This is a genomic window from Phytopseudomonas daroniae, from assembly GCF_004327285.1.
Classification (GTDB): Bacteria; Pseudomonadota; Gammaproteobacteria; order Pseudomonadales; family Pseudomonadaceae; genus Aquipseudomonas; species Aquipseudomonas daroniae.
Genome location: NZ_QJUI01000010.1, coordinates 203967 through 225407 on the forward strand (window position 1 = coordinate 203967; position 21441 = coordinate 225407).

Here is a 21441-nt window from a genome sequence, read left to right on the forward strand (position 1 = left end):
GTGCGCCTGCCCGCCCTGCGCCCCGACCTGCAGCTGTCGGACGCCGCGCCGGCGAACGACGGCGCCCCCCGCTGGATCCTCGCCGACCCGCTGCGCGGCCGTTACTTCCAGCTGGGTGAGGCGGCCATGCGCCTGTTGCGCCACTGGCCCCTGGGTGAGGTGCGAGGGGTGCTCGCCGCCGCCAACCGCACCCCCGGCGTACCGCTGGGTGACGACGACCTGGAGCAGATGCTGCGCTTTCTGCGCGAGCACGACCTGATCGCCGCCAGCGACGCCGAACAGCGCGCCGGCTACGCGACCAGGGCCGCCCTGCTGCGCCAGTCGCCGTGGAAAAAGGCACTGCACCAGTATCTGTTCTTCCGCATCCCGCTGTGGCGCCCGGACGCCTTCCTCGAACGCAGTTGGCCCTGGCTGGCGCGCTTCGGCCCCGGCCTGCTACGCCACGGCCTGCCGCTCACCCTGCTGCTGGGCATCCTCCTGGCGGCGCGCGACTGGGAACGTTTCATCGCCTCCTTCCCGCACCTGTTCAGCCTCGGCGGCATGCTCGCCTTCGGCGTGGCCCTGGTGTTCGCCAAGCTCTGTCACGAGTTCGGCCACGCCTACATGGCCAAGCGCGCCGGCTGCCGGGTACAGAGCATGGGCCTGGCGTTCATGGTGCTGTTCCCCCTGTTCTACACCGACGTCAGCGACGCCTGGCGGGTCAGGGAGCGCCGCTCGCGGCTGCTGATCGGCGCCGGCGGCATGCTCGCCGAACTGCTGCTGGCCTGCATCGCCCTGCTCGCCTGGTCGCTGCTCGAGGACGGCCCGCTGCGCACCGCCGCCTTCCTGCTCGCCACCGCGACCTGGATCACCACCCTGCTGGTCAACCTCAACCCCTTCCTGCGCTTCGACGGCTATTTCCTGCTCAGCGACCTGTGGGGCGTGGAAAACCTGCAGGGGCGGGCCTTCGCCCTGTGTCGCTGGCGCCTGCGCGAAATCCTGTTCGGCTACGGCGAGGCGATGCCGGAACCGCTGCCGCCGGACCTGCGTCGGCGCCTGCTGTGCTGGGGCTACGCCTCCTGGCTGTGGCGGGCGCTGCTGTTCCTGGGCATCGCCCTGGCGGTCTACCACCTGTTCTTCAAGCTGCTCGGCATCGTCCTGATGCTGGTCGAACTGGTCTGGTTCATCGGCCTGCCGATCTGGCGCGAGATGCGCGAATGGTGGCGCCGGCGCAACCACGCCCACCCACCCAGGCTGCTGCTGAGCGCGACCCTGGCGTTGGCCCTGATGGCCGTGCTGGTGCTGCCCTGGAGCGCCGGCGTCGAAGTGCCGGCGTTGCTCGAGGCGCAGCGGGTGAGCGCCGTGCACGCGCCGGTGCCGGCGCGGGTACGGGCGCTGCAGGTGATCGACGGCCAGACCGTGCAGGCCGGCGAGGTGCTGCTGGAACTGGAATCGCCGGATCTCGACTCGCGGCTGGTCATCGTCCGCCGCGAGATCGACGTCCTCCAGTTGCAACTGCGTCGCCAGGCCGGACGCAGCGAAACGGTGGCCGAAGCCGCTATCCTCGAGCAGAACCTCGCCGAGGCCCTGGCCGAATACCGCGGCCTGCAGGCCCGACGCGAACGCCTGCAACTGCGCGCCCCCCATGCCGGCACGGTACGCGACCTGCAGGCCGACCTGCGCAGCGGCCGCTGGTTGCCAGCGCAGTTGCCTTTGCTGCAAGTGGTGGAAACCGGCACGCGCCTGCGCGGCTATCTGGCCGAGAAGGAGCTCTGGCGCCTCGAGGCAGGCGCCGAAGGCCGCTTCATCAGCGATGACCCGTCCCGCGCCACGATCCGCGTACGCCTGGAACAGGTGGACGCCACCGGCACGCCGCACCTGCAACTGGAGGCCCTGGCCTCGGATCGCCAGGGGCCGATCGCCGTGCGCCGCGACGACCGGGGCCGCGCCGAACCGCTGCAGGCCCAGTACGGCGTGCGCTTGCGGGCACTGGAGGAACGACCCGCGCCACCCCAGCCGCTACGCGGAGTGGTGCACCTGCACGGCCAGGGCGAATCGCTGCTGGGCGCCGCCTGGCGGCGGGTCGCCGCCCTGGGGATCAGGGAAAGCGGGTTCTGAAGCGCCAGGGTCTGTTGCCGTTTCAGCACGCGCCGGCAACAGACCCCAACCAGTCCAAATGGACTATATCCAGTCTTGCTTGATTCGCTCTACAATCGACAGGGCTAACATCCTTTTGCCATCACTGCCGGGCATGCGCGGCGACACGCTCGAGCTGCCTGCGGACGTGCATGACAGCCATTCTCGACTATTCTTCGAGCTGGCTTCGCACTGCTCCGCAGAGACGGCATCGAGCCGTACCGCCGGGCTCGTATGCAGACCCGGCATCACCGAACAAAGGACGCGGCTGCCCATTCTCTCGGCAGACAGGAGCAAGGATGTCGAACCCAGCACCCGTAGCAGTTCGCCCCATCTCGGCAACCGATATGGACTTCCTGCGCCACCTGTACGCCACCACCCGTGCCGATGAAATGGCCCATACCCAGTGGGACGAAACGACCATCGCCCACTTCCTCGCCCAGCAATTCGATACCCAGCATCGTTACTATCAGGCCCATTACCCGGACGCGCAGTTCCTGCTGATCGAAAACGGCGATCGGCCCATCGGTCGCCTGTACCTGTCCTGGGGGCCGAGCAACCTGCAGATCATCGATATCGCCCTGCTGCCCGAACACCGCGGCCTGGGTATCGGCAGCCATCTCCTGCACGAGCTGATCGAGCGCGCCGATGCGCTCGGCCTGAGCATCGGCCTGTACGTCGAGACCTACAACCCGGCACTGCGCCTCTACCGGCATCTCGGTTTCCATCGGGTCGGTGAAAACGGCGTCTACCTGGCCTTGCGTCGGCCGCCCCGCGGCGAAGCAGCCGCACCAGGTGCCGACGCGCACCTGCAAGCCCTGCCCTGAGGAGCGGCCATGTACCCGATGCCCACCCTGGAACGCCTCGCGCAATCGCGCAATACCTGCTTCCAGCTATGGATAGCCCCCGAACGGGCCCTCGACGTCGAACTCCTCCAGGTCGCCGAGGGCCAGCCCATGACGCCGGAGCACCAGACGTTCAGCGCCTTCTTCGCACTCCCCGAAGGCAGCCTCCTGCCGCAGGCGGTGTACCGGTTGTCGGCACACGGTGAGGAAGGCTGGCCCGTGCTGATGACCCCGGCAGCGCCGGAAGCGGATGGACGTCCGGTGCTGCAAGCCGTTTTCCATTGGAAAAAACCGCTGGACCAACCCGCAACCACGAAAAGCGCAGGAGAAGCGAGATGAGCGATCCATTCCTCGGCGAGATCAAGATGTTCGGCGGCAACTATGCACCGTACGGCTATGCCTTCTGTGACGGCAGCCCGGTGCCGCTCAACCAGAACCAGGCACTGTTCTCCCTTCTGGGAATCACCTACGGCGGCGACGGTGTCAGTACTTTCGCCCTGCCGGATCTGCGCGGCCGCAGCCCGGTGGGCTTCGGCCAGGGCCAGGGGCTGTCGCCGATTGCCCTGGGCCAGTCGGCCGGCAACGAGAGCGTGAGCCTGAGCCTGGCCCAGTTGCCGCCGCACTCCATCCAGATCCCCGCGCACAGCGCGAGCGTCACCGTCTCGGGCAGCGTGGGCATCCCCGTATCCAGCGCCACCGCAACCGTCGCCTCGCCGGTCGGCGCGGTACCAGCGGCGCCCGCCAGCAGTGGCCGTCCATTCCCGGTGTACGGCAGCGCCCAGAGCGGCAGCGACACCCTGGCCCCGTTCGACCTGAGCCTGAAGAGTTCCGTCGACATACCCGCGGTGCAATCCCAACCCGTCGGCGAAGGGCTGCCGCTGCCCGTGCGCACGCCCTACCTGGGCGTCAACTTCATCATCGCGCTGCAGGGCATCTACCCCTCGCGCGGCTGATCGCAACACCGTCCCCGCGAACGCGGGGACGAAACGACAATGCAAGGTGAGGAAGCGTGTCATGTGGTGGAACAGGATAGCCCGCAAGCAGTCGCCTGGCATGCCGGCCAGGGCCGCCCTGGTTCAGGCGCTCGAACCGCGGATGATGTTCGATGGCGCGGTCGCCGCCACCCTGGCGGAGACCGCGGATGCCCAGCCGACGGACGCCGCCGCCACAACGGACATTGCCAGTTACGAGATGGCCGCCACGGCCAGCGGCGGGACAGCGCCGGGACGCCAGGAGGTGGTGTTCGTCGATGCCCAGGTGCAGGACTACCAGCAACTGCTCGGCAGCCTGCAGCCCGGCACGGAAGTGGTGGTGCTGGACAGCGGGGCCGACGGGCTGCAGCAGATCGCCGACTATCTGCAGGGCCGTTCCGGCATAGACGCCATCCACCTGCTCAGCCACGGCGACGTCGGCAAGCTGCAACTGGCAGGCCAATGGCTGGACAGCGGCAGCCTCGAAGCCCGCTCCGACCTGCTGGCGTCCATCGGCCAGGCCCTGACCGACGATGGCGACATCCTCCTCTACGGCTGCCAGGTCGGTGCCGATGGCGCGGGAAGTGCTTTCCTCCAGGCACTGGCTGCAGCGACGGGAGCGGACGTCGCCGCCTCCGACGACCCGACCGGCGCCAGCGACAAAGGCGGCGACTGGACACTGGAAGTCAGCCTGGGGTCGATCGAGACCGCCAGCCTGACCGGCTTCGACGCCTATGCGAGCCTGCTCGCCGCCCCCTCCAGCGAGAACTTCGACGGGGTGGCGGTGGATGCCAGCGGCTACAGCTTCGGCGACAGCCCGCGGGTGATCAATGGCTGGACGATCCGGCTGCTGGATGCCGCGGGCAACGATGCCCCGGACTACATCGACGTGACGCAGAACGCCAACGATACGGCCCTGGCAGGGAGCGGCGATGGCGCACTCGCTCTCACCGGCTACTACGGCGAGGCCCAGGCCGCCCAGTTCCAGTCCACCTCCGGCGATGCCTTCTGGTTGCGTTCCTTCAGCCTGGAGAACAACACGGCCAGTTCGGCCCTGCGCGTGGTGGGCTACCGGGACGGCGTCATCGTCGCCAGCCAGGACATCACGGAAACCAACCTGGATGCCCTGGGCAGCACCATCACCCTCGATCACAGGCTGAACCAAGACTGGCAGAATATCGATGAATTCCGCATCGTCCAGCAGGACGGCTCGGCCGACATCCTGTTCTACGTCGACGACATCAGCGTCGACGCGGCCAACCTGCCGCCGGTGATCGGCAACCTCGACGGCGACAGCAGCAATTTCATCGAAGGCAGCGCCCCCGTGCTGCTCGACGTCGGCAGCAATGCCACCGTGATCGATGGCGACTCCAGCAATTTCAGCGGCGGCAACGTCACCGTCACCCTCGTCGCCGGCGGTGTGGCGGGCGTGGATGTCCTGGGCATACGCAACCAGGGCACCGGTGCCGGACAGATCGGCGTATCCGGCACCAACGTCACCTACGGCGGCACAACGATCGGCACCTTCACCGGCGGCAGCAGCGGCAATGCCCTGGTCGTCACCTTCAACGCCAATGCCAGCGCCGACGCGGTACAGGCCCTGGTACGCAACCTCACCTACGCCAACCAGAGCGACGATCCGGGCGCCTCCCAACGAACCGTGCAGGTCACCGTCACCGACAGCAACGAAGGCACCAGCAATCCGGCCAACGTGGTGCTCAGCATCACCCCGGTCAACGACGCGCCGACCCTCAGCGCAACCGGCAACAGCGTCACCTTCACCGAGAACGGCTCGGCGGTGGATCTGTTCAGCAACGTGAGCGTCGGCACCGTCGAAGCGGGTCAGACCATCACCGGCCTGACCCTGGCCGTGTCCAACGTCGCCAACGGCGCCAGCGAGATCCTGCGCATCGACGGCACCGACATCGCGCTGTTCGACGGCAATACCGGCACCACCATCAACGGGGTTACCTACAGCGTCAGCGTCACCACTGGCACCGCCACGCTCACGCTCACCTCCAGCGGCCTGGCCACGGCCACCGCGCAGAGCCTGGTGGACGGCATCACCTACCGCAACGCCAGCGAGGCGCCCACCACCACCGCACGCACGGTGACGCTGACGTCCATCACCGACAGCGGCGGCATCGACAACGGCGGCAGTGATACCCGCTACCTGGCGATCGCCGCCAACGTGGCCGTCGTCGCGGTCAACGACGCCCCCACCCTTTCCGGAGGCCCCTACGCCCTGCCCGCCACCAACGAGAACACCATCTCCACCGGCACCCTGGTTTCCACCCTGCTCGCCGGCCTGAGCCATGCCGACGCGGATGGCCCCGCCGCCGGCATCGCCGTGACCGTCACCGCCGGCAGTGGAACCTGGCAGTATTCGCTGGACGGCAGCAGCTGGAACAACATCGGCACCGTCTCCGGCGCGGCCGCGCTGCTGCTCTCCGACACGACCTGGGTGCGCTACGCGCCGGACGGCATGAACGGCGAAACCGCCACCCTCACCTTCCGCGCCTGGGACCAGACCAGCGGCGCCGCGTCCACCAACATGACCCGCAGCACCGCCGACACCAGCAACAACGGCGGCAGCACGGCATTCTCCAGCGGCATGGCGCAGGCCAATATCGTCGTGCAGGCCGTCAACGACGCCCCCATCAACGTCAGCCTGAGCAACACCACGGTCGCCGAGAACAGCTCGACCGCCACCGAGCTGACCATCGGTACCCTCACCTCCACCGACGTGGACATCGGCGACAGCCACAGCTACAGCATCGTCGGTGGCACGGACGCGGGGGTCTTCGTCATCGTCGGCACCCAGCTGCGTTTCCAGGCCGGCACCGTGCTCGACTACGAGACCCAGAGCAGCTACACGGTCATCGTGCGCAGCACGGACTCCGGCGGCGCCTGGCTCGACAAAGCCTTCACCATTACCCTCACCGACGTCAACGAAGCCCCGATAGTCGCCACGCCGCTGGCCGACCAGACCGGCGCCGTCGGTGCCGCCTTCTCCTACACCGTGCCGGCCGGCGCCTTCGCCGATCCGGATGCCGGTACCACGCTCAGCTACAGCGCCACCCTGACGGACGGTAGCGCGCTGCCCGCGTGGCTGCAGTTCGACGCCGCCAGCCGCACCTTCAGCGGCACACCCGGCGCCGATGGCGCGATCAGCGTGCGCGTGACCGCCAGCGATGGCAGCCTGAGCGTGTACGACGATTTCACCCTGACGATCACGCAAGCGCCTCCCGAGGTGACGGGCATCGTGCGCGCGGGCGGTGCCGCCCAGTGGACCAATGCCGACACCCTGGTCTTCACGGTCACCTTCAGCGAAGCGGTGACCGGCGTGGACGCGAGCGACTTCTCACTGAGCACGACCGGCACGGCGGTGGGCAGCCTCACCGCCATCCAGACCTCGGACAACATCACCTACAGCGTGACGCTCACCGGCATCAGCGGCGACGGCACCCTGCGCCTGAACCTCAACGCCAGCGGCACTGGCATCGCCAACGGCAATGCCAGCCCCATCGCGGGCGGCTACAGCAGCGGGGAAATCTACATCCTCGACAACACCGCGCCCAGCACGCCCAGCCTCACCATCGCGCCCGCGTCCGACAGCGGGACGCTCGGCGACCGTATCACCAACGTCACCACGCCCACGCTCACCGGCACGGCGGAGGCGAACAGCAGCGTCCGCCTCTACGACAGCGACGGCACCACCCTGCTGGGCATGACCACGGCCGACGGCAGCGGCAACTGGAGCATCACCAGCAGCGCCCTGGCCGAGGGCAGCCACAACCTCACCGTCACCGCCACCGACGCGGTGGGCAACATCTCGGGCGCCAGCGCGACGTTGGTTCTGGTCATCGACACCACCGCGCCCGCCACGCCCGCCGTGACCTCGCCGGCCCTGAGCAACAGCGCGGCACCGCTGCTGAGCGGCACCGCCGAAACCGGCAGCACCGTGACCATCAGCATCGGCGGCGCGACCTATACCACCGTCGCCAGCAGCGGCGCCTGGAGTCTCGATCTGGCCAGCGCCACCCCGGTCGCCGGCGTCCTGGCGCTGAACGCCAACGGTGCCAACCCCGTTTCGGTCACCGCCACCGACGCCGCCGGCAATGTCTCGGCCACCGCCTCGCAGACCCTGCTTATCGATACCACCGCGCCCACCGCGCCCGCGGTGACCTCGCCGGCCCTGACCAACAGCACGACACCGCTGCTGAGCGGCACCGCCGAAACCGGCAGCACCGTGACCATCAGCATCGGCGGCGCGACCTATACCACCGTCGCCAGCGGCGGCGCCTGGAGCCTCGACCTGGCCAGCGCCACACCGGTCGCCGGCGTCCTGGCGCTGAACAGCAACGGCGCCAACCCGGTCAGCGTCACCAGCACCGATGCGGCGGGCAACACCTCGAGCGCCGCCACCCAGACCCTGATCATCGACACCGCCGCGCCCACCGCGCCAGCCGTGACCTCGCCGGCCCTGACCAACAGCACGACACCGCTGCTGAGCGGCACCGCTGAAACTGGCAGCACCGTGACCATCAGCATCGGCGGCGCGACCTATACCACCGTCGCCAGCAGCGGCGCCTGGAGTCTCGATCTGGCCAGCGCCACACCGGTCGCCGGCGTCCTGGCGCTGAACGCCAACGGTGCCAACCCCGTTTCGGTCACCGCCACCGACGCCGCCGGCAATGTCTCGGCCACCGCCTCGCAGACCCTGCTTATCGATACCGCCGCGCCCACCGCACCCACCGTGACCTCGCCGGCTCTGACCAACAGCGCGGCGCCGCTGCTGAGCGGCACCGCTGAAACCGGCAGCACCGTCACTGTCAGCATTGGCGGCGCGACCTATACCACCGTCGCCAGCGGCGGCGCCTGGAGCCTCGACCTGGCCAGCGCCACCCCGGTCGCCGGCAGCCTGGCGCTGGACGTCAACGGTAGCAACGCGGTTTCCGTCATCAGTACCGATGCCGCCGGCAACAGTAGTTCGTCCGCCGCGCAAAGCCTGGTCATCGATACCCAGCCAGCCTCGACCGTCTCGGTTGGCGTTCCCCCCGGCGGCGCCTACGTGGCCGGGCAGCCTCTCGACTTCACCGTCAATCTGTCCGAGGCGGTCCTCGTCGACAGCAGCGGCGGCACCCCGCGTATCGCCATCACCCTGGAAGACGGCAGCATCCTGTACGCCGACTACCTGTCCGGCTCGGGCAGCCCGACGCTGGTATTCCGCCTCACGCTCGCCGAGGGTCAGGCGGACGGCAGCGGTTTCAGCCTCGGCGGCGCGATCGAAACCAATGGCGGCAGCCTGCGCGATGCGGCGGGCAACGACACCCTCCCCGCCCTCAATGGCGTCGGCGATACCTCGGGCATCCTGCTCGACAGCACAGCGCCGAGCGTGTCGAGCATCGTTCGCGACCCTGGCTCGTCCGCCACGACTCTGCAGTTCCTCGTCACCTTCAGCGAAGCGGTCACCGGGGTGGACGCCGGCGACTTCTCCCTGCTCACCAGCGGCACCGCCGCCGGCACCATCCAGTCGCTGGTGCAGGTCGATGCCCGAACCTATCGCGTCCAGGTCGGCAACCTCAGCGGCATGGGTGGTATCGGCCTGGCCCTGAACGCGGCCGGCAGCGGCATCAGCGATGCCGTGGGCAATACCCTGAGCGCCAGCGCGGCGGGCGAGATCGCCGCGGTGAATGCGCAACAGCCGCAAGGCGATCCCGAGTTCCGCGCCAATCCCCCGGCGAACATGCCGGACATGACGCCCGCGCCGTACCCGTCTGCACCGCCATTGCCGGAAGCGCCAATGCACGCGCCCCTGCTGCCCACCCCGCTCTTCGAGCCGCGCACCCTGGGCAGCGGCATGCCGGCGCCGGGCTCCATCTTCTTGCCCAACGGCACCCTGGCGCCGGGTTACCTCGCCCAGGTGTTCGCCAGCCACTACGGCAGCATCGGCGGCTCCGCCGCCAGCCGCCTCGGTTTCGCTGGGGGCGATGGCGGTGTCTTCGGCGCCAGCACCCTGTCGCTGATCTTCGGCAGCGAAGCGGCGAGCGCGCCGGCATCGCAGAACAGCCTCGATGGCAAGGCCGACGCTGGTCCAGGGCTGCCGGGCATCTTCGGCGCGCCGACGCTCGGCCAGCAGTTGCACGACATGCAGGAAAGCGAGCAACGGCAGTTGCGCGACCTGGCCCTGGCGCTGGGCCAGCTTACGGCGGTCGAATCACAGGTCTGATTGCAACGAAAGAAGAATAATGAGTTTGAGCCGTAACAAGGGGGCGGCCCAAGGATGAAAAGAAAGCAGAAACTATTCGGTGCCAGCCTGCTGGCCCTGGCTATCAGCGGGTGTGCCGTGACCAGCCAACCGATCGAGCGTGGCATCAGCGAACAGCGCGCCCAACACGATCTGCTCGCCATGTTCAAGGATCAGGAGCCGCTCAGCGGTCCCCTGACCCTGCATGAGGCCATGGCGCGCGCGGTGAAATACAACCTCGAGGGTCGCCTCAAGGTCATGGAGGAAGCCTTGGCCAAGCGCCAGCTCGATCTCGCCAGCTTCGACATGCTGCCGCGCATGGCGCTCTCCGCCGGGTATGCCGGGCGCAACAACGTCAGCGCCTCCAGCAGCCAGAGCATCAACACCGGTACCCAGTCCCTCGAGCCCTCCACCTCCCAGGATCGCGACCGCGGCGTGGCGGACCTGACCATGGTGTGGAACGTGCTGGACTTCGGTGTCAGCTACGTCAGCGCCAAGCAACAGGCCGACCAGCGCCTAATCGTCCAGGAGCGGCGACGCAAGGTCGTGCACACCATCATCCAGGACGTGCGCTCGGCCTACTGGCGCGCCGTGGCGGCTGAACGCATGCTGCAGCAGATCGACAACCTGATGGCCCGCGTCGGCCAGGCCCGCGACAACAGCCAGAGCCTCAGCGAGCAACGCATCGGCGATCCGGTACAGGCCCTGAGCTACCAGCGCGCCCTGATCGAGGCCACGCGCCAGCTGGAAGAGCAGCGCCGGGCGCTGTCCCTGGCCAAGACCGAGCTGGCGACGCTGATCAACCTGCCCCTGGGCACAGACCTCACACTGGCCGCCTCCAGCGACTACGAGGTACCGGAACTCAAGGTCGAGCTGGCGCAGATGGAGCAGCAGGCCCTGGCCAACCGCCCGGAACTGCGCGAACAGGACTACCAGGCGCGCATCAGCGCCGCGGAAACCCGCAAGGCCATGCTGCGCCTGCTGCCCGGCCTGGAGTTCAGCGCCGGCGGCCATTACGACAGCAACAGCTTCCTAGTCAACCAGAGCTGGGCCGACTATGGCGTCAAGGTCACCTGGAACCTGTTCAACGTGCTCTCCGCACCGGCGGCCATCGATGTGGCCAAAGCCGGCGAGGAAGTGGCGGCGGCGCGGCGCCAGGCGATGTCCATGGCGGTGCTGGCCCAGCTCCACGTGGCCAACGCCAACTTCAACGAGGCCCGGCGTCAGTTCCTGACCAGCCAGCAATTGTCCCGCCTCGACAGCCAGATCGCCGAGCAGTTGCGTAACCGCCACACGGCCCAGGGGATCGGTGAACTCGCGCTGATCCAGGGCGAGCTGAATGCCCTGCAGGCCGATCTGCGCCGCGATCTGGCCTATGCCGAGCTCCGCAACAGCTATGGTCAACTGTTCGCCAGCATCGGTCTCGATCCGCTGCCCAACGAATTGCCTTCGACCCAGTTGAGCGACGTCGCCCAGGCGCTAGCCGACAGTGAAACGCGCTGGCAGCAAGGGAACATTCGAGCGGGCCTCTAGCTCATGTGTCGGCCTGGGTGGTAGATGTACGCGAGGCGGCGAACGGGGCAATCGTAATGGGGGATGGCAACCCGCGAAAGCGGGCGGCCGATAGGAGCGCTAGCGGCTGGAGGCCGAACGACAGGCAAACCGCATAGGCTCTTTCGTCCAGCTTTCCAGCCTCAAGCGTTTTCGATCGAAGGCCGCTTTCGTCCTTCAGACCGTAGGATGGGTCGGGCCGCGCAGGTGAAACCCATCAATTGCCGATGGGTTGCACCCATCCTACGGGCGCCCGCTCCTGCCTTTGCGCAACCTCGCTCGGATACGACATTTTATCTGTGATGTGGCACTAGCACTCAGCCACATTGCTGCGCCGGCGGCGGCTGCCGGGCCGTCAGTGCTGCAGGTTACCGTAGAGCTTGGCGTACAGCCCGCCGTCGGCGATCAGTTGGCGGTGATCGCCATCCTCGGCGACGCTGCCGCCGTCGAACACCAGCACCCGATCCGCCTGTTTCACCGCACTCAGACGGTGGGCGATGATCAGCGTGGTGCGGCCGTTGAGGAACTGCCCCAGGGCTTCGTGCAAGGCGTATTCGGTAGCGGCATCCAGGGCCGAGGTGGCTTCGTCGAGTATCACTACCTTGGGTTCGGCGAGCACCATTCGCGCGATGGCCAGGCGCTGCCGCTGGCCACCGGACAGGCGCACGCCGGAGCGGCCGACCACGGTGTCCAGGCCTTGCGGCAACAGGCGAATGGTCTGCGCCAACTGGGCGATGGTCAGCGCTTGCCAGCAGGCTTCGTCACTGCGTTCGCGGCCCATGCACAGGTTCGCGCGCACCGTGTCGTTGAACAGCGACGGATGCTGCAGTACCACCGCCACATGCTCACGAATGACCGGCAGACCGATCTCTTCCTGGCTGCTGCCACCGAAGCGAATGATCCCTGCCTGCGGCGTGTACAACCCCAACAGCAGTTGCACCAGGGTGCTCTTGCCGCCGCCGCTGGCGCCGACGATAGCCACCTTCTCCCCAGGTGCAATGGACAGATTGAGGCCCTGCAGTACAGGTTCCTCTCCATAAGAGAACGTCAGATCATGAACGTCGATGCCGACCGTCTCATGCCCTTCGAAGGGGTCGGCGCCACCGACGTAATCCGGCTCGTCGCGGCGCGCCAGCAGCTCGTTGATTCGCGTCAACGCACCACCGGCGGCATAGAAGGCGTACTGCAGGCTGAGCAGTTGCTCGACAGGGCCGATCATGAACCATAGGTAGCTGAACACCGCGAGCATCTGGCCGATGGACAGGTCGGAGAACAGCACGGTGAGCATGGCCGCCGCGCGGAACACGTCGATACCGAACTGGAACAGCAGGCCACTGGCGCGGTTGGAGGCGTCGGTCTTCCACTGCGAGGCCACGGCGTAATCGCGCACCTCACGGGCACGCCCACCAAGGCGGCCGAGGAAGTAGCCCTGGCGATTGCCGGCACGCACTTCCTGGATCGAATCCAGAGTTTCCGTCAGCGCCTGGGTGAAGCGCGAGGTGCTGTCGTTCTCGAGTTTCTTCAGGTGTTTGACGCGCTTGCCCAGTTGCACCGTGGCATAGATCACCAGCGGGTTGAACAGCAGGATCAGCAGCGCCAACTGCCAGTGCATCCACAGCAGGATCGCCGAGGTGCCGGCCAGGGTCAGCACGCCGACCAGGAAACGGCTCAGGGTTTCGCCAATGAATTTATCCAGGGTGTCGAGATCGGTGACCAGGTGGGTGGTCACCGTGCCGCCGCCGAGGCTTTCGTATTCCGTGAGGGAAATACGCTTGAGGCGTTCGATCAGGCGGATACGGATGCGATAGACGATGTCCTTGGAAAGCCGCGCGAACAGGCGCGCCTGCACCACGTTGAAGATCAGCGCGCAGCCGCGCAGCAAGAAGGTCAGCGCCAGCATCAGCAGGATGTAGCCGAGCGCACTCTGCCAGGCCGCAGGCAGGAAGTTGTCCATTACCTTGAGCGCCGCATTGCCGTCGCCAAGCAGCACTTCGTCGACCAGCAACGGCAGCAGCAAGGGAATCGGCACGCTACACAGGGTCGCCAGCACCGCGACCAGATTGGCCAGGATCAGCGCCCGTTTGTGACGCAAGGCCAGGCGACGGATTTCCGCCCAGCTCAGCCGATCAACCATCGATGGCATGCTCCAGCCAGCGCGCGAGCAGTGGCGACAGGGCATCGAGTGGCTGGTAGCCGTTGGTGAGCAAGGCCAGGCGCCCGTCCTTCTCGGCCAGCAAGGTCGGGAAACCGGCGATGCCGAGATCCTGCACCCAGCTGAAATCCGCGGCGGTGGCCCTGTGCTGTTCTTCGCTGTCGAAAGCTTCGGCAAACTCGATTCGCGGAATACCCACTTCTTCGGCCAGTCGCACCAGGGTCGATGCCTGGGTCACATCCGCGCCTTCCTGATAAAAGGCCTGCTGGATGCGCCGCGCCATCGGCCAGGCACTCTGCGGGTCGAGCGCACGCACGGTGACCACCGCGCGGCAGGCCGCTTCGGTGTCGTAAAGCATGCCCTCGGGCATCCCTGCATCGAAGTTGAATAGTTGACCGGTGCTGGCGTTGACCGCCTGCCAGTAGCCCAGGTAACGCACCCGTGTGGCGGCATCGATGGCCACCTGGTCACGGCGCAGGCCGCCGAGCATCAGTTCCATCGGCACGCCGCGCTCGGCGGCCTGGGCTGCGAGCGCTTCGACCACCGGCGCAAAGCCCCAGCACCAGGAGCACATCGGATCCATCACATAGAGCAGGCGCGCATGCATCCTCAGGCCTCGTGTTTTTGGCGGGGGTTGTTGCCCAGAGGATGGGGCTGATTGCGCACTTTCGCCAGTTCGATCTGCCGCTGCCGCTCACGGGCACCTTCACGGGTCTTCTCCGGCAGGGAGTCCCAGCAGTGCGGGCAACTGACGCCCGGGCTGAAGTATTCGGAGGCGCGATCCTCGACCGATATCGGCGTGCGGCAGGCGTGGCACTGGTCGTAGTCGCCTTCGCTGAGGTCGTGGCGCACGGTGACGCGGTTGTCGAAGACGAAGCAGTCACCCTGCCACTTGGTTTCTTCCAGGGGCACTTCTTCCAGGTATTTGAGGATGCCGCCCTTGAGGTGGTACACCTCTTCGAACCCTTCGGTGAGCATGTAGCTGGAGGCCTTCTCGCAGCGGATGCCTCCGGTGCAGAACATCGCGACCTTCTTGTGCCTGCTCGGGTCGAAGTGCTCGCGGATGTACTCGGGAAACTCGCGGAAGGATTTGGTCTGCGGGTCGATGGCGCCTTCGAAGGTGCCGATGGCCACTTCGTAATCGTTGCGGGTATCGATCAGCAGCACTTCGGGATCGCTGATCAGCGCGTTCCAGTCCTGCGGTTCGACGTAGGTGCCGACACGCTGGTTGGGGTCGACGCCCGGCACGCCAAGGGTGACGATTTCCTTCTTCAGCTTGACCTTGGTGCGGTAGAACGGCTGTTCGGCGCAGTAGGACTCCTTGTGATCCACATCGGCCAGACGCGGATCCAGCGCGAACCAGGCGAACAGACCATCGATGCCTTCGCGGCTGCCGGAAACGGTACCGTTGATACCTTCTTCGGCGAGCAACAGCGTGCCCTTGATGCCGTTGGCCAGCAGGGTGTCGAGCAGGGGTTGGCGCAGCGCCTCGTAGTCCGGCAGGGAAACGAACTTGTAGAGCGCCGCCACGACGATGTTGTCGGTCATGTCACTGTCCTTCAGTAGTCGCCCTCGCAAAGGGCGGACTGGGTACGAAATGGGAAACCATTGTCGCAAAAACTCGCCACTGCCCCTGGCGTTGCCGGAGCATGAGGAGGCTTGGAAATGGGGCGCCTAGTTTACTGGTGTTGGCCGCTCAGGTGTAGGGAGGGCCGGTAATTGTCGGCAGAACGAGCTGTAGCATCGATCACTGACAGAAGCAGAGACAGGTGCACATCCGCACAAGACGGCATAAATAATCCCGGTCAGGTCAACTCCTGGCAATTTACCTCGACGCAGATGACCAGTGAGCTACCGTTGCAGGTGCACGTCGTTTTCGTCGAGCGATGAAAGAATCTCTACCTGCTGCTATCGGTCACAGCACCGGCATCGACGTGAGCCGTTATCAACCAGATTGAAGGAACCTCACATGACCCGCCTCACCGCCAAGGATTTTCCCCCTGAGCTGCTGGAGCTCTACGACTATTACGTACATGGCCGGATCAGCCGTCGAGACTTTCTCGACCGCGCGACCAAATTCGCCGTCGGTGGCCTGACCGCAGCCACCCTGCTCGCCTCCCTGAGCCCGGATTACGCGCTGGCCGAGCAGGTCAAGTTCACCGATCCGGACATCATCGCCGAGTACATCCACTACCCCTCGCCCAATGGTACAGGCCAGGTACGCGGCTATCTGATCCGCCCGGCCAATGCCAAGGGGCCGGTGCCCGGCGTGGTGGTGGTGCATGAAAATCGCGGCCTCAATCCCTATATCGAGGATGTCGCACGGCGAGTGGCCAAGGCCGGCTTCATTGCCCTGGCACCAGACGGTCTGAGCTCGGTGGGCGGCTACCCCGGCAATGACGAGAAAGGTCGCGAACTGCAACAGCAGGTCGATCCGGAAAAGCTGATGAACGACTTTTTCGCCGCCATCGAATACCTTCGCGACAGCGACCTGACCACCGACAAGATCGGCATTACCGGCTTCTGCTACGGCGGTGGCGTATCCAATGCCGCCACCGTGGCCTACCCGGAACTGGCGGCGGCAGTCCCTTTCTACGGCCGGCAGGCGAAACCTGAAGACGTGACCCGCATCAAGACCCCTCTGCTGCTGCATTTCGCCGAGACGGATCCCAACGTCAACGACACCTGGCCCGCTTACGAGGCTGCGCTCAAGGCTGCCGGCAAGACCTACGAGGCATACATCTATCCAGGCACCAATCACGGCTTCCACAACGACTCGACGCCACGCTACGACGAAGCTGCAGCCGAACTCGCCTGGGAACGCACCATCGCCTGGTTCAAACGCTATCTGGCCTGACTCGCGTCGGGAACCTGATCATTTACGGGCGATGTGCCGGCGTCGCTGCTGATGGCCGGTGCGTCTGCAGGGGCTTATCGTCGGTAGCGTCGCCCTGGAAAGCCTGGCGGATGCCTTCCGCCTGCAGGAGAGCGGCGGCCATTTCGGCAAGATCGTGGTCGAGTGGTGATGGGCGTGATGCCGGCGTAGCACGCGGTTGAACGAAGCGATACCCGGGAATGCTCTCGGTTGGTTCGCCTGCCACTATCGGCGTTGAATGGCCTGGTGGATCGGTGGATCGGTGGAGCGTGACCCACCCTACGGGGCTTCCGCCACCGAGGATCAATGGTCGTGCTTGCTGCCGCCGCGGCAGGTTGGCGAATCCGGGGCGATGCCCTGGGCGGCCCATTCCTGCGGGGTGTAGGTGTGCAGTGCCAGGGCGTGCACCTGGCTCATCAGCTCACCCAGCGCGCCATATACTTTCTGGTGGCGCTTGACGGCGTTCAGCCCGTCGAACTGTGGGCTGACGATCACGGCCTTGTAATGGGTTTCCAGACCGCGGCTGTGCATGTGGCTCTCGTCCAGCACCTCGAGGTGCTCGGGTTGCAAGGCCGCAAAGGCAGTCTGAAGGTGTTCACGTTTGGACATCGAGGGCTCCACGGAGAAACCGTGGCCGGCCAGGTGCCGGCCCACGGCGGGTATCAGGGTTTCTTGACGCCCAGTTCATTGCTCATGTCGGCCAGCAGCTTGTTCACCGACGGTACCGCGCTCTCCAGCTTGGCCTGGGTGATTTCAGCAGACTGAGCGGTCAGCGCAGGCATCTTCTGCAGCACTTTCTGTCCCAGTGGCGACTGGTAGAAGGCGATCAGATCCTTGAGTTCCTGCTCGTTGAAGTTGCTGGTGTAGAGTTTCACCATATCGGGTTTGAGCTTGTCCCAGCCGACGGCCTTGTCCAGCTCGGCGTTGGCCTTGGCCTGGTAGGTTTCCAGTACGGCCTGCTTGCTTTCCGGTGCCTGGGCCTCGGCGAAACGCTGGGCGAACATCTGCTGAACCTGGGCGTACACCGGAACGGCCAGCTTGTCGGCGTGGGCGAGCTGCAGGAAGCGCTCGGCATCGGCGGCATGGCTGCGGGCATCGGCCAGCACCTGGGTGCTGCCGGCAGCCAACAGAGCGGCAATACAGAGTGCGGGGATACGGGACATCGGGTACTCCTGATCACGAGGGTGAGGTGCTTTGACCGACTATCGTGCATTTTGTGCCCCAAGGCTGTGCCTCTCAAGCCTTTTCGCACGTGCTGACTGTCGTCGCCTGGCGATCAACGGGCTCATGGCTAGCGCTAAATGCCTACTGGCGCACCCTTTCAGCCACGTTCAGAATGCCAGCACTTGCTCGCTCCGACCGACGCCTGCATGCTCGGTGGCTGACTCCTGCACACATGGACGTGTCTGATGAATAGCCCTTTCGTTCCACCACCAACGATCCCCCTGTGCGATTCGCGCGGCCGCCTCAACCCGGATGCCGTCGGCTGGTCGTCGCAACCGCGGGTCGACTGCTCCCTGCCGGGCAATCTGGGGCGGCGCAAGCGCTGGAACCACTGGAGCATCAATACGCCCGATTGGACGCTCTCACTGACTCAGGCCGACCTCGACTACGTCGGCTACGGCGCTGCCTATTTTCTCGACCTGAACAGCGGCCATAACGTGGCCCACAGCCAACTGAGCCTGTTCGGCCGTGGCTGCAGCCTGCCGGATACGCCCCTGGGCAGCCACGCCTTCGACCACCCTCGCCTGCAACTGCATTTCAACGAGTACCCAGGCCGCGTGCGGCTGACCGCCACCTCGGCGAATATCGGCGGCCTGCCCCTGAACCTGGCGCTGGATATCCAGCGTCCCGCCCATCTGGAGTCGGTGAATCTGGTCGTGCCGTTCGGCAAGAAGGGCTTTCATGCCACTTGCCGCCAAGTGGGTCTGCCGGTAAGTGGCAGCATCCAACTGGGTAATAGCGAATATCACTGCACCAGCGCCCAGAGCTTTGCATCGATGGATTTCGGCCGTGGCGTCTGGCCGCTCAACAGCCACTGGACGCGTGCGGCCTTTGCAGCGCCCGGCGGCATCGCCGGCAATTTCGGCGATGGCTGGACGGATCACAGCGGCCTGTCGGAGAACGCGCTATGGTTTGGTGGGATCTTGCTGCACCTCGATCAAGTCGTACACATGCGGCAACCCCTGGCAAAGCCGCTGGCACCCTGGCAGCTCTACACCGATGACGGTCAGATCGACCTCATCTTCACTCCGCGCCAGATTCATATCGCCAAACCCCGATTGGGCCTGCTGTATGCCGATACCCAGCAGTGGTTCGGCCAGTACGACGGCCTGCTGCGTGACGCCCAGGGCGAACGCGTGCCGGTCAAGGCTGCACTGGGCTGGATGGGCGCCACGCAAACGCGCTGGTAGCCGATTCGAAGTGGAACGTGTAGCCGTTGTCACAGCCTAAATGCCTGAACAGCAACGGAGAGCCCCCATGAGCCGCACAGAAACCGACAGCATCGGCCCCATCGATGTACCTGAAGAAGCCTACTGGGGCGCCCAGACACAGCGCTCGCGAGTCAATTTCGCCATCGGCGAGGAGCGTATGCCCATCGCCGTGGTGCATTCGCTCGCCCTGATCAAGAAAGCCGCTGCGCGTATCAACGACCGCATCGGCGACCTGCCTCAGGACATCGCCCGGCTGATCGAGCAGGCCGCCGATGAAGTGATCGACGGCCAGCACGACGACCAGTTTCCACTGGTGGTATGGCAGACCGGCAGCGGCACCCAGAGCAATATGAACGTCAACGAAGTGATCGCCGGACGCGCCAATGAGTTGGCCGGCAATCCCCGTGGCGGCAAGAGCCCGGTACACCCCAACGACCACGTCAACCGTGCCCAGAGCTCCAACGACTGCTTTCCCACGGCCATGCACATCGCTACGGCCGGCGCCGTGCAGCGCGATCTGCTGCCGGCGATCGGCGAGCTGTCCGAAGCACTCGCGGATCAGGCTGCGCGCCACAGCCGCCTGGTGAAGACCGGCCGTACGCATATGATGGACGCCACGCCTATCACCTTCGGCCAGGAACTCTCGGCTTTCGTCGCTCAGTTGGAGCTGGCGGAACAGGCGATCCGCGCCACCCTGCCGGCGGTCTGCGAGCTGGCCCAGGGCGGCACGGCAGTCGGTACCGGCCTGAATTCACCGCCCGGCTTCGGTGAAGCCATCGCTGCCGAACTGGCCGCGTTGAGCGGTCTGCCACTGCGCAGCGCGCCGAACAAGTTCGCCGCCCTCGCCGGCCACGAACCGCTGGCAGCCCTTTCCGGCGCGCTGAAAACCCTGGCCATCGCCCTGATGAAGATTGCCAATGACCTGCGCCTGCTCGGCTCCGGCCCGCGCGGCGGTCTTGCCGAAGTGCGCCTGCCGGCCAACGAGCCGGGCAGCTCGATCATGCCCGGCAAGGTCAACCCGACCCAGTGCGAGGCGCTGTCCATGCTCGCCTGCCAGGTGATGGGCAACGATGTGACCATCGGCTTTGCGGCCAGCCAGGGCCACTTGCAGCTCAACGTCTACAAACCGGTGATCATCCATAACGTCTTGCAGTCGATTCGCCTGCTGGCCGATGGATGTCGAAATTTCCGCCAACACTGTATCGTCGGCCTGCAACCGGATGCGCAGCGAATGGCGGAGCACCTGGAGCGTGGCCTGATGCTGGTCACCGCCCTGAACCCGCATATCGGTTATGACAAGGCCGCCGAGATCGCCAAGAAGGCTTATCAGGATGGCACCACCCTGCGCGAAGCAGCGTTGGCGCTGGGTCATCTGACCGCGGAACAGTTCGACGCCTGGGTTCGCCCGGAAACCATGCTGGAGGCAGGGCAACATGACTGAAACCGCCAAAAGCGGCGCCACCCCACTGGAGGGTGATGGCAAGCGCATCCTGATGATCATCGGTACGCCGAAAAGCGACAGCCTGTGCCATTCTCTGGCCGAGGCCTACGCGCTGGGCGCGCGCACCGAAGGCCATGTGGTGCGGCAGATCCGCCTCGGGGAAATAGCCTTCGATCCGGTGCTGCACGAAGGCTATACCCAGAGCCAGACCCTGGAGCCGGATCTGCTCGAAGCGCAGCGGCAGATCCACTGGGCTCAGCATCTGGTGTTCGTCTACCCGGTCTGGTGGGGTGGCCTGCCGGCGCTGCTGAAGGGCTTTCTCGACCGCGTGCTGCTGCCCGGCTTCGCCTTCAAGTACCGCAGCAACTCGCAACTCTGGGACAAGCTGCTCAGCGGCCGTACCGCAGATTTGCTGGTAACGCTGGACACGCCGAACTGGTACTTCCGCTGGATCTACGGCGCGCCGGCTCATCGGCAGATGAAGCGCACCATTCTCGGCTTCTGCGGCATCAAGACCCTTCGCCTGGCGCAATTCTCGCCAGTACGCCCATCCTCGGAAACCCAGCGCCAGAACTGGTTGCGCCGCGCCGAACTGCTCGGTAGCCGGGTATAGGCCTGTTCACGATCTTTCGACGAGATACCACGCGCAATGACGGCAAAAGGCGGAAGCTGACGTAGTCGTAATTAGATGGACTCGCCCCCGCCGAGGCGTCGATGCGCCACGGTGGCATTCTAATGATGACCAACGGCAGCGAGGGCAAGGCCATGCAAAAGCGTACGACGAAATCGCCAGCAGCGCATCCAGT

At 65.9% G+C, this 21441-nt stretch carries 15 protein-coding genes; 10 read left to right on the forward strand and 5 right to left on the reverse strand.

From position 1 onward, the window contains the following. The 6 genes from DNK06_RS13480 to DNK06_RS13505 all read left to right on the forward strand — a co-directional run bounded on the left by DNK06_RS13480 (position 1) and on the right by DNK06_RS13505 (position 11714). Positions 1 to 2097, forward strand: a complete 2097-nt coding sequence (locus tag DNK06_RS13480) for a site-2 protease family protein (protein ID WP_131180508.1) — start codon at positions 1 to 3, stop codon at positions 2095 to 2097. 317 nt (positions 2098 to 2414) lie between these two features. Beyond that, a complete protein-coding gene (locus DNK06_RS13485) occupies positions 2415 to 2942 on the forward strand; it encodes a GNAT family N-acetyltransferase (protein ID WP_131180509.1) in 528 nt (175 codons plus the stop codon). A 9-nt stretch (positions 2943 to 2951) separates the two neighbouring features. Continuing rightward, positions 2952 to 3299, forward strand: a complete 348-nt coding sequence (locus DNK06_RS13490) for a DUF6916 family protein (protein ID WP_131174587.1) — start codon at positions 2952 to 2954, stop codon at positions 3297 to 3299. Then, the gene (locus tag DNK06_RS13495; RefSeq protein WP_131174588.1) at positions 3296 to 3913 is read left to right on the forward strand and encodes a phage tail protein; all 618 of its coding nucleotides are present in this window, start codon (positions 3296 to 3298) and stop codon (positions 3911 to 3913) included. Before DNK06_RS13490 ends, DNK06_RS13495 begins: the two co-directional genes overlap by 4 nt. A 61-nt stretch (positions 3914 to 3974) precedes the next feature. After that, positions 3975 to 10163: a DUF4347 domain-containing protein gene (locus DNK06_RS13500; protein ID WP_131180510.1), complete on the forward strand. Its 6189-nt coding sequence runs from the start codon at positions 3975 to 3977 to the stop codon at positions 10161 to 10163. A 54-nt stretch (positions 10164 to 10217) separates the two neighbouring features. Continuing rightward, complete coding sequence (locus DNK06_RS13505; protein WP_131180511.1) at positions 10218 to 11714, forward strand: TolC family protein; 1497 nt, start codon at positions 10218 to 10220, stop codon at positions 11712 to 11714. 373 nt (positions 11715 to 12087) lie between these two features. Here the strand turns inward: DNK06_RS13505 and DNK06_RS13510 are convergent, their stop codons facing one another. The 3 genes from DNK06_RS13510 to trhO are packed head-to-tail and all read right to left on the reverse strand — an operon-like array spanning position 12088 to position 15432. After that, positions 12088 to 13866 (reverse strand): ABC transporter ATP-binding protein, encoded by a 1779-nt coding sequence (locus DNK06_RS13510; RefSeq protein WP_131180512.1) that lies wholly within the window; start codon positions 13864 to 13866, stop codon positions 12088 to 12090. After that, positions 13859 to 14491 (reverse strand): DsbA family protein, encoded by a 633-nt coding sequence (locus DNK06_RS13515; RefSeq protein WP_131180513.1) that lies wholly within the window; start codon positions 14489 to 14491, stop codon positions 13859 to 13861. The genes DNK06_RS13510 and DNK06_RS13515 overlap by 8 nt, the downstream gene beginning before the upstream one ends. A 2-nt stretch (positions 14492 to 14493) precedes the next feature. Further along, a complete protein-coding gene (gene trhO, locus DNK06_RS13520) occupies positions 14494 to 15432 on the reverse strand; it encodes an oxygen-dependent tRNA uridine(34) hydroxylase TrhO (RefSeq protein ID WP_131180514.1) in 939 nt (312 codons plus the stop codon). Between the two features lie 421 nt (positions 15433 to 15853). Here trhO and yghX point away from each other — a divergent pair, with 421 nt between their 5' ends. Then, complete coding sequence (gene yghX, locus DNK06_RS13525) at positions 15854 to 16741, forward strand: YghX family hydrolase (protein ID WP_131180515.1); 888 nt, start codon at positions 15854 to 15856, stop codon at positions 16739 to 16741. A gap of 321 nt (positions 16742 to 17062) precedes the next feature. On the opposite strand, the gene DNK06_RS13535 is transcribed toward yghX, so the two are convergent. Continuing rightward, positions 17063 to 17368 (reverse strand): BolA family protein, encoded by a 306-nt coding sequence (locus DNK06_RS13535; RefSeq protein WP_131180516.1) that lies wholly within the window; start codon positions 17366 to 17368, stop codon positions 17063 to 17065. A 53-nt stretch (positions 17369 to 17421) separates the two neighbouring features. Continuing rightward, positions 17422 to 17922 (reverse strand): DUF2059 domain-containing protein, encoded by a 501-nt coding sequence (locus tag DNK06_RS13540; protein ID WP_131180517.1) that lies wholly within the window; start codon positions 17920 to 17922, stop codon positions 17422 to 17424. A 246-nt stretch (positions 17923 to 18168) separates the two neighbouring features. On the opposite strand from DNK06_RS13540, the gene DNK06_RS13545 reads away from it, so the two are divergent. The 3 genes from DNK06_RS13545 (at position 18169) to DNK06_RS13555 (ending at position 21248) form a co-directional block, all read left to right on the forward strand. Beyond that, the gene (locus tag DNK06_RS13545; protein WP_131180518.1) at positions 18169 to 19173 is read left to right on the forward strand and encodes a DUF2804 domain-containing protein; all 1005 of its coding nucleotides are present in this window, start codon (positions 18169 to 18171) and stop codon (positions 19171 to 19173) included. 67 nt (positions 19174 to 19240) lie between these two features. Further along, complete coding sequence (locus tag DNK06_RS13550; RefSeq protein ID WP_131180519.1) at positions 19241 to 20635, forward strand: class II fumarate hydratase; 1395 nt, start codon at positions 19241 to 19243, stop codon at positions 20633 to 20635. Beyond that, positions 20628 to 21248, forward strand: a complete 621-nt coding sequence (locus DNK06_RS13555) for an NAD(P)H-dependent oxidoreductase (protein ID WP_131180520.1) — start codon at positions 20628 to 20630, stop codon at positions 21246 to 21248. The genes DNK06_RS13550 and DNK06_RS13555 overlap by 8 nt, the downstream gene beginning before the upstream one ends. The last annotated feature ends 193 nt before the right edge of the window (positions 21249 to 21441 follow it).